The sequence below is a fragment of the Xanthomonas sp. SS genome, assembly GCF_014236835.1.
GTDB lineage: Bacteria > Pseudomonadota > Gammaproteobacteria > Xanthomonadales > Xanthomonadaceae > Xanthomonas_A.
Genome location: NZ_CP051190.1, coordinates 3,320,102 through 3,335,190 on the forward strand (window position 1 = coordinate 3,320,102; position 15,089 = coordinate 3,335,190).

13 protein-coding genes are annotated in these 15,089 nt (G+C 68.7%); 10 read left to right on the forward strand and 3 right to left on the reverse strand.

The annotated features are described in order from the left end of the window. Positions 1-165: 165 nt before the first annotated feature. Complete coding sequence (locus HEP74_RS13745) at positions 166-789, reverse strand: DUF998 domain-containing protein (protein ID WP_185813356.1); 624 nt, start codon at positions 787-789, stop codon at positions 166-168. 210 nt (positions 790-999) lie between these two features. On the opposite strand from HEP74_RS13745, the gene trxA reads away from it, so the two are divergent. Beyond that, a complete protein-coding gene (trxA, locus tag HEP74_RS13750) occupies positions 1,000-1,863 on the forward strand; it encodes a thioredoxin (protein ID WP_185813357.1) in 864 nt (287 codons plus the stop codon). Between the two features lie 153 nt (positions 1,864-2,016). Beyond that, on the forward strand, positions 2,017-2,466 hold the full coding sequence (locus tag HEP74_RS13755) for a DUF4442 domain-containing protein (protein ID WP_185813358.1): 450 nt from the start codon (positions 2,017-2,019) through the stop codon (positions 2,464-2,466). 26 nt (positions 2,467-2,492) lie between these two features. Here the strand turns inward: HEP74_RS13755 and HEP74_RS13760 are convergent, their stop codons facing one another. Further along, positions 2,493-3,833, reverse strand: coding sequence for a hypothetical protein (locus HEP74_RS13760; RefSeq protein ID WP_255427747.1), 1,341 nt, complete (start codon positions 3,831-3,833; stop codon positions 2,493-2,495). Positions 3,834-3,920: 87 nt separating this feature from the next. Here HEP74_RS13760 and HEP74_RS13765 point away from each other — a divergent pair, with 87 nt between their 5' ends. From HEP74_RS13765 to HEP74_RS13775, 3 genes are all read left to right on the forward strand, one after another. Beyond that, a complete protein-coding gene (locus HEP74_RS13765) occupies positions 3,921-4,598 on the forward strand; it encodes a DUF502 domain-containing protein (RefSeq protein ID WP_185813359.1) in 678 nt (225 codons plus the stop codon). 10 nt (positions 4,599-4,608) lie between these two features. Further along, positions 4,609-5,382 carry a queuosine precursor transporter gene (locus HEP74_RS13770; protein ID WP_185813360.1) on the forward strand — a complete coding sequence of 258 codons (774 nt, stop codon included), beginning with the start codon at positions 4,609-4,611 and terminating at the stop codon, positions 5,380-5,382. Positions 5,383-5,675: 293 nt separating this feature from the next. After that, a complete protein-coding gene (locus HEP74_RS13775; protein WP_185813361.1) occupies positions 5,676-7,547 on the forward strand; it encodes a DUF885 domain-containing protein in 1,872 nt (623 codons plus the stop codon). A gap of 185 nt (positions 7,548-7,732) precedes the next feature. Here the strand turns inward: HEP74_RS13775 and mmuM are convergent, their stop codons facing one another. Next, positions 7,733-8,686 (reverse strand): homocysteine S-methyltransferase, encoded by a 954-nt coding sequence (gene mmuM / locus HEP74_RS13780; RefSeq protein ID WP_185813362.1) that lies wholly within the window; start codon positions 8,684-8,686, stop codon positions 7,733-7,735. 224 nt (positions 8,687-8,910) lie between these two features. Between mmuM and HEP74_RS13785 the strand changes: the two genes are divergently transcribed. The 5 genes from HEP74_RS13785 to HEP74_RS13805 all read left to right on the forward strand — a co-directional run bounded on the left by HEP74_RS13785 (position 8,911) and on the right by HEP74_RS13805 (position 15,008). Beyond that, positions 8,911-9,276, forward strand: coding sequence for a bleomycin resistance protein (locus HEP74_RS13785; protein WP_185813363.1), 366 nt, complete (start codon positions 8,911-8,913; stop codon positions 9,274-9,276). A gap of 2 nt (positions 9,277-9,278) precedes the next feature. Further along, positions 9,279-9,668 carry a VOC family protein gene (locus HEP74_RS13790; protein ID WP_185816634.1) on the forward strand — a complete coding sequence of 130 codons (390 nt, stop codon included), beginning with the start codon at positions 9,279-9,281 and terminating at the stop codon, positions 9,666-9,668. A gap of 151 nt (positions 9,669-9,819) precedes the next feature. Beyond that, on the forward strand, positions 9,820-10,713 hold the full coding sequence (locus tag HEP74_RS13795; RefSeq protein WP_185813364.1) for an ABC transporter ATP-binding protein: 894 nt from the start codon (positions 9,820-9,822) through the stop codon (positions 10,711-10,713). Positions 10,714-10,726: 13 nt separating this feature from the next. After that, positions 10,727-14,332, forward strand: coding sequence for an ABC transporter permease/M1 family aminopeptidase (locus tag HEP74_RS13800; RefSeq protein WP_185813365.1), 3,606 nt, complete (start codon positions 10,727-10,729; stop codon positions 14,330-14,332). A gap of 223 nt (positions 14,333-14,555) precedes the next feature. Then, a complete protein-coding gene (locus HEP74_RS13805) occupies positions 14,556-15,008 on the forward strand; it encodes a DUF2147 domain-containing protein (protein ID WP_185813366.1) in 453 nt (150 codons plus the stop codon). Positions 15,009-15,089: the final 81 nt, after the last annotated feature.

A 15,089-nucleotide genomic window follows, 5' to 3' on the forward strand; every position in this document is an offset into this window, starting at 1 on the left:
GCGCCCGGCCCGGGGAACCGCGCGCGCATCGCTGCCAGCGCGACGGAGACGGGGAAAACCACGCTTGCCGCGCCGCCCGGCGCGGCGGACGGACCGCGCAACGGCCTTGCGCCGGGCGGGTTGGAGGCGCTGCGGGACAGCGCCGATTGCGCGGCGGCGACGGTTTCAGCCGCTGCGCGGCAGCGCCTGCGGCCCGGGCCAGCAGGCCAGCAGCGCCAGCCAGGCCCACCACAGCGCGAACACCAGCCGCTGCGCCACCGCCGCCGACAGCAGCGCGTCCAGCGCGAACGCGCCGAGCGCGGCCAGCAGCGCCACCGCCAGCGCGACCCGCGCCCAGCCGCGCGCGCCGGGCTGGCGCCAGGCACCGACGGCCAGCAGGCTGGCGGCCGCCACCAGCGCCACCACCCACAGCAGCCAGGCGCTGGCATGCAACTGGGTGGCGCGCGACTCCAGGTCGGCCGGGTCCAGCGGCAGCAGGCCCATGCCGGCGAAGGCCAGCCCGGCCAGCAGCAGCAACTGGCCGCCGACGCGCAGCGACCAGGGCGCGCCACGGCCGCTGCGCAGCAGCAGGCGCAGCGCCAGCGCCACCGCCAGCGCCCCGGGCAGCACGAAGGCCAGCAGGTCGAAGGCCCCGGCATGGGGGATGCCGGTGGCGCCGAGCAGCGCCACCGGATGCGACCACGGCAGGTAGCCCGGCAGGGCCAGCCCGAAACCCACCACCGCGGCCACGGCGACCAGCGCCAGCAACGGCCCTGCATAGCGCAGCGCCTGATCGTATCGGTTCGCCATCGTGTCTCCGGGCACCTGCGCCGCCACGCCACCGCGGCGCGCCAAACGCCCATTGTCGCCGCTGCGGCCGCGGCTGGCACCCTGCGTGCCCGCCACGGCCGCGATCGCCGCGGCGCCGGCGCGGAGGCCATCGCCGCCCTGCTTACCCTTGCGTCGCCGCCGGTCTGCCACCATAGAACCCATCATTCTTCGCCAGCCACGATGCCTCCCATGTCCGACATGCCCCACGTTTTCGACGCCAAGACCGAGACCTTCGAAGCGGAAGTGCTGCAGAAATCGCTGCAGACCCCCGTGCTGGTGGACTTCTGGGCGCCCTGGTGCGGCCCGTGCAAGACCCTGAGCCCGATCCTGGAGAAGCTGGCCGCCGAGTACCACGGCGCGTTCGAGCTGGCCAAGGTCGATGTGGACCAGGAGCAGCAGATCGCCGCCGCGTTCCAGATCCGCTCGGTGCCGACCGTGTTCCTGGTCAAGGATGGGCAACTGGTCGACGGCTTCCCCGGCGCCATGCCCGAAGGCCAGCTGCGCGAGTTCCTGACCCAGCACGGCATCGCGCCGCTGCCGGCGCCGGCCGAGGTCCAGGACGACGCGCCCGCAGCGCCGCTGGACCCGCACGCCGAGGTGCTGCGTTTGCGCGACGCGGTGGCTGCGGAGCCGGACAAGGACGAACTGAAGCTGGACCTGGCGCTGGCGCTGGTGAAGACCGGTGCGGCCAGCGAAGCCGAGGCACTGATCGACGCGCTGCCGGCCAACCTGGCCACCGACGAACGCGCGGTGCGGGCGCGGGCGCGGCTGGGCTTCGTCAGCGCGTTGCAGTCGGCGCCGCCGCTGGAATCGCTGCAGGCGGCGATCGCGCAGGACCCGGCCGATCTGAAGTCGCGCTACCTGCTCGGCGTGCAGCGCCTGGTCGGCGGCGAGGACGAAGCGGCGCTGGAGCAGTTCCTGGAGATGCTGCGGCAGGACCGCAGCTTCGAGGACGGCCTGCCCAAGAAGTCGCTGATCGACGCGTTCCGGGTGATCGAGGACGAGGACCTGGTCGGCCGCTACCGGCGCAAGATGTCGGCGCTGTTGTTCTGAAGCTTGCACGGAAGGCAGCAACCGGCCGTGCCTATGTCAGGCCGGCCGTTGCGTGACGTGGGAGGCGGCGCACCGGCATTACCCGCCGCCCAATCCCACCATACCCATGCGAATGGTAAGCTCACCCTCCCCTAGCGCCGCTCACCGTTCGCCATGAAAGCCTCCCTGTTCCGCCTGGGCCTGAACCTGTGGCCGCCGTTTCTGTTCGCCGGCATCCATCTGGTGGAACTGAGTCCGGACTATCGCTACGCGCGGGTCGAGTTGCGCATGCGGCCATGGAACCGCAACTACGTCGGCACCCATTTCGGCGGCAGCCTGTTCGCGATGACCGATCCGTTCTGGATGCTGCTGGCGATGCAGAACCTGGGCAGCGCCTACTACGTCTGGGACAAGGCCGGCAGCATCGAGTTCGTGCGCCCGGGCCGCGGCACGGTGACCGCGCAGTTCCGTCTCGACGACGCACTGCTGGACGAACTGCGCACCGCCACCGCTGGCGGCGACAAGTACCTGCGCTGGTTCGACAACGAGATCCTCGACGCGCAGGGCGAGGTGGTGGCGCGCACGCGCAAGCAGCTGTACGTCAAGCGCAAGCCGGCGCGGTAATGCACGCGGCGCGCATGTCGCCATTTTCAGTTTCTGTGCGGCAGCCTGCTGCCCGGCAACGGCAAGCGCAGCGCATCGCCTTCGCTGTGGGCGTACAGCGCCACCTGCACGCCCTGTCCGTCGGCTGTCGCCTGCAGCGGCCGCTGCGCCCCGCGCAGATCGAGCGGTAGCGCTGCCAAGCGCTGCGACAGCGGCTGGACGCCGGGATGCGCACGCAGCCACAGCAACGCCGAGGTCAGCCGCATCGCCGCAGCGGTATCCTGCAGCACCCGTTGCGCACCGCCGACGAAATTGGACGCCGGCAAGCTCACCAACGCGCATCCGAACTGATTGGCCAGGCAGGAGAACGGCGAGCCCACCGGCGCGGTCATCTGCGCCTGGGCCAGCCGCCGGTCCGCGCGCAGGCTCGCACGCACGTCTGCCGCGCACGTCCGGGTGTAGGCCGGCGCGACCAGCGCCTCGCTGCGCGCGCGGTCGAACAGCAGGGTCACCCCCAATGCTTCGTACCAGCGCTCATCCGGCGCAGCGCGCGTGCGATCGAACGCGTCGAGCGACGCGAACAACGCACGCGCCTCGCCACGCAACGGCCGGCATAGGCTGACCTCGTCGACCGACAGCGGCGCGAACGCCTGTGCGCACTGCGCCGGCAGCGCCTGCTGCGCGGGCAGCTCGGCGAGCATGGCGGCGAACAGGCGCGCATTGCCGCGCAACATCGCCGCCCCGATCGTCGTCGCCAGCATATTGTCGCCACTGCGCAGCAAGACCCGCGCCACACTGGCGTCGTTGCAGACTCCGGCCAGGGCCGGATCGGTCCGACCCTCGACGAAATCCAGAGCGCGGCGCATCGGCGGCGTCTGCAGCACCGAGAACGCAGGCAGTGCCCCTTCCTGGTGCACCGGGAAGGGCGTGCGATAGCCAGATGCCGCCGTCGGCACCGGCATGCGCGCCAACAAGGCGTCCTGCGCCGCCAGCGCCTGCGCATAGTCCTGCCGCCGCGCACGCACCTTGGCCAGGCAATCGTCCTCGTCCCAATTGCAACGCGATACGCGCTCGGACGGCCAGTCCGGCGTGCGCGGATAATCGCTGGCCGCACTGCGCAACGGCTGCCCGGCCAGCCCCTGGCGGAACCTGCGCAGGTCTTCGTCGAGCACCGCCTGCCGCTGTGCCGGCGGAATGGCGTAAGGCAGCAGCCACAGGTCGACGAACAGGTTCGGCCCCTGCAGCGGCGGCGGCGCTTGCCGCAGCTGCGCCAGCGCAGCGCGCTGCGCCGCCGGCACCGGCCACCACCGCGATGCCAGATACAGCGCCACGGCCAGCAGCAGCACCGCGCCGAGCCCGCCCCCGATCCACTTTCCGATCCTCGCCACGCCGCTTCCCCAATCGCACCTGCACGGAGTGCGCCATCTTAGCCGCCGTGCGCAGCGGCCAGCGCAGTGCGCCGCTACACTAGGCGGATGTCGCCCGATACCCCCGCTCCGCACCCCCGCCCGTCCCTGCAACGGCTGTTCTTCACCGGCCTGCTGACCCTGCTGCCGATCTGGCTGACCTGGGTCGTGGTCAAGTTCGTGTTCGTGCTGCTGTCGGGCATCAGCAGTCCGTGGGTGGTGCCGCTGTCGGCGCGCATCGCGGCCTCGTTCCCGCGCGAGATGGGCTGGGCCACCGCGCTGTGGGTGCAGAATACCATCGCGCTGATCGCCACCCTGGCGGTGATCCTGCTGGTCGGCATCCTCAGCCGGCGGGTGATCGGGCAGCGCCTGCTGCGCTGGTTCGAGGCGGTCATGCGCCGCATTCCGCTGGCCAGCGTGGTCTACGACAGCGCGCGCAAGCTGCTGGACATCCTGCAGACCCAGCCCGGCAGCACCCAGCGCGTGGTGCTGATCGACTTCCCGCACCGCGACATGAAGTCGGTGGGCCTGGTGACCCGGGTGATCAAGGAACAGGGCACCGGCCGCGAGTTGGCCGCGGTGTACGTGCCGACCACGCCGAACCCGACCTCCGGCTATCTGGAGATCGTGCCGGTGGAGCTGCTGACCCCCACCGACTGGAGCGTGGACCAGGCGATGAGCTTCATCATCTCCGGCGGCGCGGTGGCGCCGGACAGCGTGCCGTTCACCCGCACCATGGACCGCTGAGGGAAGGCGCATGCGCAACGGCACGCTCGACGATCGCGCCGTCCGCCTGTTCATCGGCCTGGCCGCGTTCTTCTGCGTCAACGCCGCGCTGGCCGAATTCATCGGGGTCAAGATCTTCGCCCTGGAAGACACCCTGGGCATCGCGCCGCTGAACTGGAACCTGTTCGGCCAGACCGGCTCGATGAACTTCACCGCCGGCACGCTGCTGTGGCCGCTGGTGTTCATCCTCACCGACACCATCAACGAATTCTTCGGCCGCCGCGGGGTGCGCTTCATCTCCTGGCTGGCGGTGGCGCTGATCGGCTACGGCTTCCTGTTCGCGTTCGCGGCGATCGCGCTGGCGCCGGCCGGGTTCTGGGTCGGCGCGGCGCAGAACCAGGGCGTGCCGGACTACCAGGCCGCGTTCGCGGCGGTGTTCGGCCAGGGCCTGTGGACCATCGCCGGCTCGCTGGTCGCGTTCCTGGCCGGGCAGCTGATCGACGTGGCGGTGTTCCACCGCATCCGCAACGTCACCGGCGAAAAGCACGTGTGGCTGCGCGCCACCGGCTCCACCGCGGTGTCGCAGCTGATCGACAGCTTCGTGGTCATCTACATCGCCTTCGTGCTCGGCCCGCAGCACTGGTCGATCCCGCTGTTCCTGGCGGTGAGCACGCTCAACTACATCTGCAAGATGCTGCTGGCGGTGCTGCTGATCCCGCTGCTGTACCTGATGCGGCGGTTGATCACCGACTACCTGAGCCCCGAGCGCGCCGAGCAGCTGCGCGAGGAAGCCGCGGCCGACTGAGTGCGCGGATCGGCCGCGCTGGCGCAGCATCGAGCGGGGCCGTGCATGCCGTCGCATGCCATCTGCACACGCCGGCGACGCTGCCGCTGCACCCTGGCGGCGGCCCCTGCGCGGCCGCCGCAAACGCCGAAGACAACCGCCCGGCCTGGCCCATGCCCCGTCACGGACCTGCCGTCCAGGCATCAGCGGCCCTCCGCCTTACCGGTTTTTTCCTGACCGTGCGCGCGGCGGCGGGTGGCCTCCACGGTGCGGATCGGGCAAGCTCCCGTGCTCGCTTGTCGTTGGAGCCCGTAATGCCGCCCAGCTTTCCCCGCCTGCTGTCGCTCGCCATCGCCGCCGTCCTGAGCCTGTCGTTGGCCGCACCGGCGGATGCGGCCAAGAAGAAGGCCGTCAAGAAACAGCAGACCGTGCAGACCCGCAGCAAGGCCAGGAAGGCGCGACCGGCGCAAGCGCCGGTGGTGTTGAGCAAAGCGCAGCAGCTCAACCGCCTGTACGACGACTACTGGGAAGCATCGCTGAAGCTCAATCCGCTGCAGGCTACGTTCCAGGGCGACAGCCGCTACAACGACCAGCTGCCCAACTTCCTGTCCCCCGCCTTCCGCCAGCAGTCGCACGACTTCACCGTGCTGTGGCTGGGCAAGGCCGAGGCGATCGGCAAGGACGGGCTGAGCGGGCAGGACCTGCTCAGCTACGAGATCTTCGTCAGCGATGCGCGCACGGCGCTGGAAGCGGAGAAGTACCCGAGCTGGATGCAGCCGGTGAACCAGTTCTACAACGTCGGCAGCATCATGGTGATGCTCGGCTCGGGCACCGGCGCGCAGCCCTTCCACACGGTCAAGGACTACGACAACTGGTCGCGGCGCGCGCTCGGCATTCCCGTCCTGTTCGACCAGGCCATCGCCAACATGCGTGAGGGCATGAAGGCCGGCGTGGTGCAGCCGCGCGCCCTGGTGGAAAAGGTGCTGCCGCAGCTGGACTCGATCATCAAGCCCAGCGCCGAGGAGAGCCTGTTCTGGGGTCCGGTGCGCAACCTGCCGGCGGACATGCCCGAGGCCGACAAGCAGCGCATCACCGCCGACTACAAGCGCCTGATCGAGTACCGGATCATGCCGGCCTACCGTGAGCTGCGCGGCTTCATCGCCACCGAATACCTGCCGGCCACGCGCAACACCGCCGGCGTCGGCGCGCTGCCCGGCGGCGCGGATTGGTACGCGTACAACGTGCGCCAGAGCACCACCACCGACCTGAGCCCGGCGCAGATCCACCAGATCGGCCTGGACGAGGTCGCGCGCATCCAGGCGCAGATCCAGGTGGTGATGAAGCAGGTGAAGTTCCGCGGCTCGATGCCGAAGTTCTTCAAGTTCATGCAGACCGACAAGCGCTTCAATTTCAAGAGCGAAGACGAGCTGCTGAGCTATTACCGCGGCCTGGAGTCGCGGGTGGACGCGGCGGTGCCGCGCCTGTTCGCGCTGAGGCCGAAGGCCGCGTTCGAGATCCGTCCGGTGGAGCCGTACCGCGCGCAGTCGGCGGCCAGCGGCTCGTACATGCGGCCCAGCGAGGACGGCTCGCGCCCGGGCATCTTCTACGTCAACACCTACGACCTGCCCAGCCGCAAGACCTGGGACGCGGAAGACCTGTACCTGCACGAGGCCATCCCCGGCCATCACTTCCAGCTCGGTCTGCAACAGGAATTGAGCAACCTGCCCAAGTTCCGCCGCTTCGGCGGCGAAACCGCCTACATCGAAGGCTGGGGCCTGTACACCGAATCGCTGGGCAAGGAACTGGGCCTGTACCAGGATCCGTACAACTACTTCGGCTACCTGCAGAACGAGTTGTGGCGGGCGATCCGCCTGGTGGTGGACACCGGCCTGCACAGCAAGGGCTGGACCCGCGAGCAGGTGATCGACTACATGCTCGAGAACTCGGCCACCAGTCGCACCGATGCCGAAGCGGAGGCCGAGCGCTACATGGCCATCCCCGGGCAGGCGCTGTCCTACAAGATCGGCGAGATGAAGATCATGCAGCTGCGCGAATACGCGCGCACCCAGCTCGGCGCCAAGTTCGACATCCGCGAGTTCCACGCCGAGATCCTGAAGGACGGCTCGGTACCGCTGGACGTGTTGCAGGAGAAGGTCGAGCGCTGGGTGGCGAGCAAGAAGGGCTGAGCGCAATCGCGCTACACCTGTAGGAGGGGTTTCAACCCCGACCGGGCGTTACTGATAACGTCTGGTCGGGATGGATGGCCCGAGACCATCCAGGGCCCCGCCTATATCGCATGGTCGACGCACCGAGGCAGCCCGCCTCGTTCTTGCGGAACCGGTATCGGCACTGCGTTGATGCGCTCGTCGCGTCAACCGCCCGGCAACCCGCTCGTCGCCAGACGCTGCGCCAACAGCGCGATATCACGCGGCCTGGTGCGGCAGCAACCGCCGATCAGGCGCGCACCGGCAGCACGCCAGGCATCCAGACGATCGACCAGCGCGCAGGCCTCGGCAGCGCCGCCGTCCCAGCGCTTGCCGGCAGCGTCGTAGCGCTCGCCGGAGTTCGGATACGCCACCAGCGGCAACCGGGTCAACGGCGCCAGATGCTGCAGCGCCGGGGTGCACAGCGCCGGCGCGATGCAGTTGACGCCGAGCGCGACCACCTGCGGATGGCCATCGAGCAACGCCACCACCTCGCGCAGCGGCGTGCCGTCGCTGAGATGCATGGCATCGCGCAGGGTGAACGAAAACCACGCCGTGCTCTGCGGGAACTCCTGCAACAACGCCAGCAGCGCGGCGATCTCCGCCGCCGACGGCTGCGTCTCGCAGGCCAGCAGGTCCACGCCGGCTTCGACCAGCGCGGCAATGCGTGGGCGGTGGAAATCCAGCATCGCCGCCTGCGGCAGCGCGTAGTCGCCGCGGTATTCCGAACCATCGGCCAGGTAGGCGCCATACGGCCCCACCGAGCCGGCGACCAGCAGTGGGCCTGCCTCGGGATGCGCGGCCAAATGGGCGTCGCGCGCCTGCAGCGCCAGCTGCGCGCTCAAGACGATCAGCCGCCGCGACTGCACCGGATCGATGCCGCGCGCGGCGAACCCCAGCGGCGTGGCCTGATAGCTGGCGGTGATCGCGCATTGCGCGCCGGCTTCGAAATAGTCCTGATGCACCTGGCGGATCAGCTGCGGCTGCTCAAGCAGCACCTTGGCCGACCACAGTGCATCGCCGAGATCGCAACCGCGCGCCTCCAGCTCGGTGGCCAGTGCGCCGTCGAGCACGATGCAGCGGTCGTCGGCCAGCAACACGGTCAACGGGTTGTGCGGCATGCTCGCGTCCTCGCGGGCGAAACGTGATGCCGCCATTGTGTCAGGCAGTGGCCGCCGCGCGGAATCTGGGCGGTGGCGCGTAGCGCCCGTTGCGCGTACGCAGCGGATGGCGCCGCCACCGCATGCGAACGCCGATCTCCAACAGGTATCGTCCAGACGCACACCTGACGCTGCGCTATGCTCGGCGCATGGCTGACCATCTTCCTTCCTTGCCGGAGCAGCGCATGACGTTCACAGCGTTGACGCCGATGCTGCGCAGCACCGATCTCGCCGCGGCGCTGGCGTTCTACACCGACACGCTGGAGTTCCACATCGACGGCGGCGGTGCGGACGCCGGCTGGGCATCGCTGCGGCATGGGTCGCTGGCACTGATGCTGGCCGCGCAGCAAGCACCTACCGGTGTCGCTGCTGCCGGTTTTCCCGGCTCGCTGTACTTCCGCACCGACGACGTCGACGCCTGGTGGCAGCGGCTGCAGCCGCGCGCGCGCATCGCCTATCCGCTCGAGGACTTCGCCTACGGCATGCGCGAATTCGCGATCCACGATCCGGACGGCCACCTGCTGCAGTTCGGCCAGGCGCTGTGCCGATGAGCCTGACCCTGCGCGGCGTGCACCACGTGGCGATCATCGCCGCCGACTACGCGCGCTCGAAGGATTTCTACTGCCGCATCCTCGGCCTGCGCGTGATCGCCGAGGTCTACCGCGACGCGCGCGACTCCTGGAAGCTGGACCTGGCCCTGCCCGACGGCACCCAGATCGAACTGTTCTCCTTCCCCGCGCCGCCGCCGCGGCCCAGCCGCCCGGAAGCCTGCGGCCTGCGCCACCTGGCGCTGCGCGTGGACGACCTGGACGCCGCCGTCGCCCACCTGCAGGCGCACAGCGTGGTCACCGAACCGATCCGTGTCGACGAATACACCGGCCGCCGCTTCACCTTCTTCGCCGACCCCGACGACCTGCCGCTGGAGCTGTACGAGATCGGCTGAGCGGCGCCATGCCTGGGCCGTCCAGCCCCGTTGCACATCACCCGCAGCCGCACTAGCCAGCTCGCAGCGTCGCCGCTGGCAATGACTTCCGGCGCATGCGGCAACGCACGATCGCGCCAATACTCGGATATCGACCAGGGGAAGGTGCGCCATGCTGCAGATCCGCGAGTTGTCCAAGACCTACGCCAATGGCGTCCATGCGCTCAAGGGCGTCACCCTGGACATCCCGCGCGGCATGTTCGGCCTGCTCGGCCCCAACGGCGCCGGCAAGTCCTCGTTGATGCGCACCCTGGCTACGCTGCAGGAAGCCGATTCCGGCAGCGCCACGCTCACCACCGCCGATGGCCAGACGATCGATGTGCTGCGCGACAAGGACGCGCTGCGGCGCAAACTCGGCTATTTGCCGCAGGATTTCGGCGTCTATCCCAAGGTCAGCGCGCTGGACCTGCTCGACCATTTCGCAGTGCTGAAAGGACTCACCGAGCGCCGCCAGCGCAAGGAGCTGGTCGAGGCACTGCTGCAGCAGGTCAACCTGTGGGACGCGCGCAAGCGCAAGCTGGGCACCTATTCCGGCGGCATGCGCCAGCGCTTCGGCATCGCCCAGGCGTTGCTCGGCAATCCGCAGCTGGTCATCGTCGACGAACCCACCGCCGGCCTGGATCCGGAGGAACGCAACCGCTTCCTCAACCTGCTGGCCGAGATCGGCGAGAACGTGGTGGTGATCCTGTCCACCCACATCGTCGAGGACGTCACCGACCTGTGCCCGGCGATGGCGATCATGAACAAGGGCCAGGTCCTGCTGACCGGCCGCCCCGCCGACGCGATCGCCACGCTCAGCCAGCAGGTCTGGCGCAAGCAGGTGGCCAAGAGCGCGCTGGCGGAGTACGAAGCGCGCTTCACCGTGCTGTCCACCCGGCTGGTGGCCGGCAGCCCGGTGATCCATGTGTTCAGCGCCGAATGCCCGGAAGCGGGCTTCGAACCGGTCTCGCCCGACCTCGAGGACGTGTATTTCCAGCGCCTGCGCCAGCAAGCGCGGGCCGCCTGACGGAGCGCCGACCATGATCCTGGCTTTCCTGCGCTTCGAGCTGCGCGAGCAGTTGCGTTCTCCCCTGCTGTGGCTGCTGGCCGCGCTGCTCGCCCTGCTCGCCTTCGGCGCCACTTCCAGCGACGCGGTGCAGATCGGCGGCGGCATCGGCAACGTCTACCGCAACGCGCCCTCGGTCATCGCCACGATGATGACCGTGTTCACCCTGATCGGCCTGCTGGTGGCCACCCTGTTCGTCAGCAACGCGCTGCTGCGCGACTTCGAGCTGGGCACGGCCGAACTGGTGTTCTCCAGCCCGGTACGGCGCCGCGACTATCTGCTTGGACGCATCGGCGCGGCCTTGCTGGCCTGCATGGTGATGTACCTGATCGTCGCGTTCGGCATCTTCATCGCCCAGTTCATGCCATGGATCGATCCGGTCCGGCTGGGGCCGGTGGCCGTCTCGTCCTACCTGTGGACGCTGGCGGTGATGGTGCTGCCGAACGTGCTGTTCGCCACCGCGCTGCTGTCGCTGCTGGCGGTGACCGCGCGCAACATCCTGTGGGTGTACGTCGGCGTCATCGTGTTCCTGGTGCTGTACGGGGTCAGCCGCGCGGTGCTAGCCGACCTGGACAACGTCTGGGCGGCCACCCTGTCCGACCCGCTCGGCATCCGCGCGCTGGCGCAGACGCTGCGCTACTGGTCGGCGGAAGAGCGCAACCACAACCTGCCCGAACTCAGCGGCTACCTGCTAGCCAACCGCGCGCTGTGGCTGGGCGTGTCGGTGCTGCTGTTCGCGGCGACCTTCGCCCTGTTCCGCACCGAGCGCAGCGGCACCCGCCGCCGTTTCGGCCGCAAGCAGCCGGCGCCGGCCGTCGCAGTGCCCGTGGCCGCAGCCGTGACCGCTGCGCGCACCGTGCGAGTGCCGGCAGTCACGCCGTTCGCGCAAACCGGGACCGGCTGGCGGCAACTGCTGCGGCAGGTGCGCTTCGACACCCTGGGCGTGTTCCGCAGCGCGCCGTTCGTGGTCCTGCTGCTGCTCGGCATCGCCAACTTCGTGCCGCAGGCCTTGTTCGGCGGCAGCCTCTACGGCACCGACATCTGGCCGGTGACCTCGATCATGCTGCAGGGGCTGCAGAACAGCTACAGCTTCCTGCTGGTGATCATCGTGCTGTTCTATGCCGGCGAACTGGTGTGGAAGGAACGCGGCGTGCGCATCGACGGCATCACCGATGCGATGCCGGTCCCGAACTGGGTGCCGCTGCTGGGCAAGCTGTTGACCCTGATCGCGGTGATCGCGGCGTTCCAGGCGGTCGGCGCGCTGGCTTCGGTCGCGGTGCAGCTGGGCAAGGGCTATACCCAGATCGAGCCGCTGCTGTATCTGAAGACGCTGGCGCTGGGTTCGGTGTTCTACGTGTTGATGGGCGGCATGGCGCTGGTGCTGCAGGTGCTGAGCAACAACAAGTTCTTCGGCTATGCGCTGTTGATCCTGCTGCTGATCGGGCAGGTGGCGCTGTCGATGCTCGACTACACGCAGAGCCTGTACAACTTCGGCAGTTGGCCGAATGCGCCGTATTCGGACATGAACGGCTTCGGCCACTTCCTGCCGGGGCAGCTGTGGCTGCAAGGCTATTGGGGCCTGTTCCTGCTGACCTTGCTGTTGCTGGCGGCCGCGTTCTGGCCGCGCGGCGTCGGCAACGGACCGCGCCAGCGGCTGCGGCTGGCGCGGCAGCGCCTGCGCGGCGGCGCCGGGGTCGCGACCGCGCTGTCGCTGCTGGCGTTCGCCGCGGTCGGCGGCTGGATCTACTGGAACAGCAATATCTACAACACGTTCCGCTCGCCCGACCAGGAACTGGACCTGCAGGCCCGCTACGAGCGCGACTACCGCAAGTACAAGGACCTGCCGCAGCCACGCATCGTCGCGGTGACCAACCAGGTCGATCTGCACCCGGAAACGCAGTCGGTCGTGGTGGATGCCACCTGGACGGTGCGCAATACCCACGCCACGCCGATCGGCGACGTGCACCTGGGCATGAGCGGCGAGGATGGCGACGACACCTTGGTCGCGGTGGACCTGGGCGGGCAGACCCTGGTCAAGCACGACAAGGCGCTGGGCTACCGCATCTACCGGCTGACCACGCCGCTGCAGCCCGGCGAGCAGCGCAGCTTCCGCTTCCGTATCGATCGCCATCCGCACGGGCTCACCGTGCGCCAGGCGCAGAGCGAGATCGTGGGCAACGGCAGCTTCTTCAACAGCGGCATGCTGCCATGGTTCGGCTACAACGAGCGGCAGCAGATCGAGGACCGCAACGAGCGACGCAAGCGCGGGCTCGGCGAACCCACGCGCATGCCCAAGCTCGAAGACCAGGCCGCGCGCGCCAACACCTATATCAGCGACGATGCCGACTGGATCGATTTCGCCACCACCATCTGCACCGCGCCGGACCAGATCGCACTGGCGCCCGGCTATCTGCAGAAGGAATTCGTCCGCCAGGGCCGGCGTTGCTTCAGTTACGCGATGGACCGGCCGATGCTGAACTTCTACGCCTACCTGTCGGCACGCTGGCAGGTGAAGAAGGCGCGCTACAAGGACATCCCGATCGAGGTCTACTACGACGCCAAGCATCCGTACAACGTGCAGCGGATGATCGAGGGCGTACAGAAGTCGCTGGCCTACTACGAGCAGCACTTCTCCCCGTACCAGCATCATCAGGTGCGCATCATCGAGTTCCCCGGCTACCAGAGCTTCGCCCAGTCCTTCGCCAACACCATCCCGTACTCGGAGTCGATCGGCTTCATCGCCGACCTGCGCGACCCCGACGATATCGACTACGTGTTCTACGTCACCGCGCACGAAGTGGCGCACCAATGGTGGGCGCACCAGGTGATCGGCGCCAACGTGCAAGGCGCGACGATGCTGTCCGAATCGCTGGCGCAATACTCGGCGCTGATGGTGATGGAGCAGGAGTACGGACGTGCGCACATGCGCCGCTTCCTGAAGTACGAACTGGACCGCTATCTGAGCGGGCGCGGTGGCGAAAGCCTGGAAGAGCTGCCCCTGTACCGCGTGGAGAACCAGCAGTACATCCACTACCGCAAGGGTTCGCTGGTGTTCTACCGGCTGCGCGAGGAGATCGGCGAGCAGGCGTTGAACCGCGCGCTACACAAGTTCCTGCTGGCCAAGGCCTTCCAGCAGCCGCCCTACACCACGTCGGCCGAGCTGTTGCAGTTCATTCGCGCCGAGGCACGCCCCGAGCAGCAAGCGCTGATCACCGACCTGTTCGAGAAGATCACCTTCTACGACAACCGGGTCGAGGCGGCGAGCGCGCGCAAGCGTGCCGATGGCCGCTACGACGTGACCCTGAAGTTGCACGCCGCCAAGCACTATGTGGACGGCAAGGGCAAGGAGCGCGACGGCGCGCTGGACGACTGGATCGAGGTCGGCGTTTTCGCCAAGGGACCGTCGGGGAAGGAACGCGACGAGCAGGTGCTGTACCTGCAGCGCCTGCACGTGACCACCACCGCGCCGACGATCACGGTGACCGTGGAGCGCTTGCCCAGCGAAGCCGGCTTCGATCCGTACAACAAGCTGATCGACCGGGTCTCGAACGACAACCGCAAGCAGGTGACGCTGCAGTAACGGGGGGGCTGCCGCTTCGGCGGCGGCGGGCGCGCCGGCGGCCAGCCGGGGGCCACGCGCCGCCGCTTGGATCGCGCGGCGCCGCCAGCCGCCGGCCCGCCAGCGCCGGCGACTCGCTGAACCGCCCGCGGCCGGCGATTCCCAGCACCATACGCTTGGGTATACAGTCGGCCCCAGGTCGGCAGTGCGCCGACCGCTTCGCACACACCCTGGGAGGGGACACATGCGCACCACCTTCAAGACCCTGCTGCTGGCCCTGCCGTTGAGCGTGGCTGCGTTCGTCGCGCAGGCCGCCGACACCTCGCCGGTCGGCCGCTGGCAGACCATCGACGACGAAACCGGCAAGCCCAAGTCCATCGTGCAGATCGAGCAGGCCGGCAATGGCACGCTGAGCGGCAAGGTCGTCGAGATCCTGCAGTCCAACCACGGTCCGAATCCGCTGTGCGACAAGTGCGATGGCGCGCAGAAGGGCAAGCCGATCAAGGGTATGACCATCCTGTGGGGGCTGAAGCCGGACGGCGCCGCGGTATGGAGCGGCGGTTCGGTGCTGGACCCGGCCAAGGGCAAGACCTACAAGGCCAAGGTCACCCTCACCGACGGCGGCAAGAAGCTGCAGATGCGCGGCTACATCGGCATCGAGGCACTGGGACGGACGCAGACCTGGATCAGGGAGTAGGAGCCGGGAATCGAGAACCGGGAATCGGGAATCGACAAAGCAGGGCGCCCGCGAGGGCGCCTTTTTTGTGCGCGGCGGCCA

What these genes read in the sequence shown, in the direction of transcription:
- HEP74_RS13805 (WP_185813366.1), top strand. Translation starts at nt 14,556, where the DNA reads ATGCGCACCACCTTCAAGACCCTGCTGCTGGCCCTGCCGTTGAGCGTG.
- HEP74_RS13775 (WP_185813361.1), top strand. Translation starts at nt 5,676, where the DNA reads ATGCCGCCCAGCTTTCCCCGCCTGCTGTCGCTCGCCATCGCCGCCGTC.
- HEP74_RS13765 (WP_185813359.1), top strand. Translation starts at nt 3,921, where the DNA reads ATGTCGCCCGATACCCCCGCTCCGCACCCCCGCCCGTCCCTGCAACGG.
- HEP74_RS13770 (WP_185813360.1), top strand. Translation starts at nt 4,609, where the DNA reads ATGCGCAACGGCACGCTCGACGATCGCGCCGTCCGCCTGTTCATCGGC.
- HEP74_RS13745 (WP_185813356.1), bottom strand. Translation starts at nt 789, where the DNA reads ATGGCGAACCGATACGATCAGGCGCTGCGCTATGCAGGGCCGTTGCTG.
- mmuM (WP_185813362.1), bottom strand. Translation starts at nt 8,686, where the DNA reads ATGCCGCACAACCCGTTGACCGTGTTGCTGGCCGACGACCGCTGCATC.
- trxA (WP_185813357.1), top strand. Translation starts at nt 1,000, where the DNA reads ATGTCCGACATGCCCCACGTTTTCGACGCCAAGACCGAGACCTTCGAA.
- HEP74_RS13785 (WP_185813363.1), top strand. Translation starts at nt 8,911, where the DNA reads ATGACGTTCACAGCGTTGACGCCGATGCTGCGCAGCACCGATCTCGCC.
- HEP74_RS13755 (WP_185813358.1), top strand. Translation starts at nt 2,017, where the DNA reads ATGAAAGCCTCCCTGTTCCGCCTGGGCCTGAACCTGTGGCCGCCGTTT.
- HEP74_RS13800 (WP_185813365.1), top strand. Translation starts at nt 10,727, where the DNA reads ATGATCCTGGCTTTCCTGCGCTTCGAGCTGCGCGAGCAGTTGCGTTCT.
- HEP74_RS13795 (WP_185813364.1), top strand. Translation starts at nt 9,820, where the DNA reads ATGCTGCAGATCCGCGAGTTGTCCAAGACCTACGCCAATGGCGTCCAT.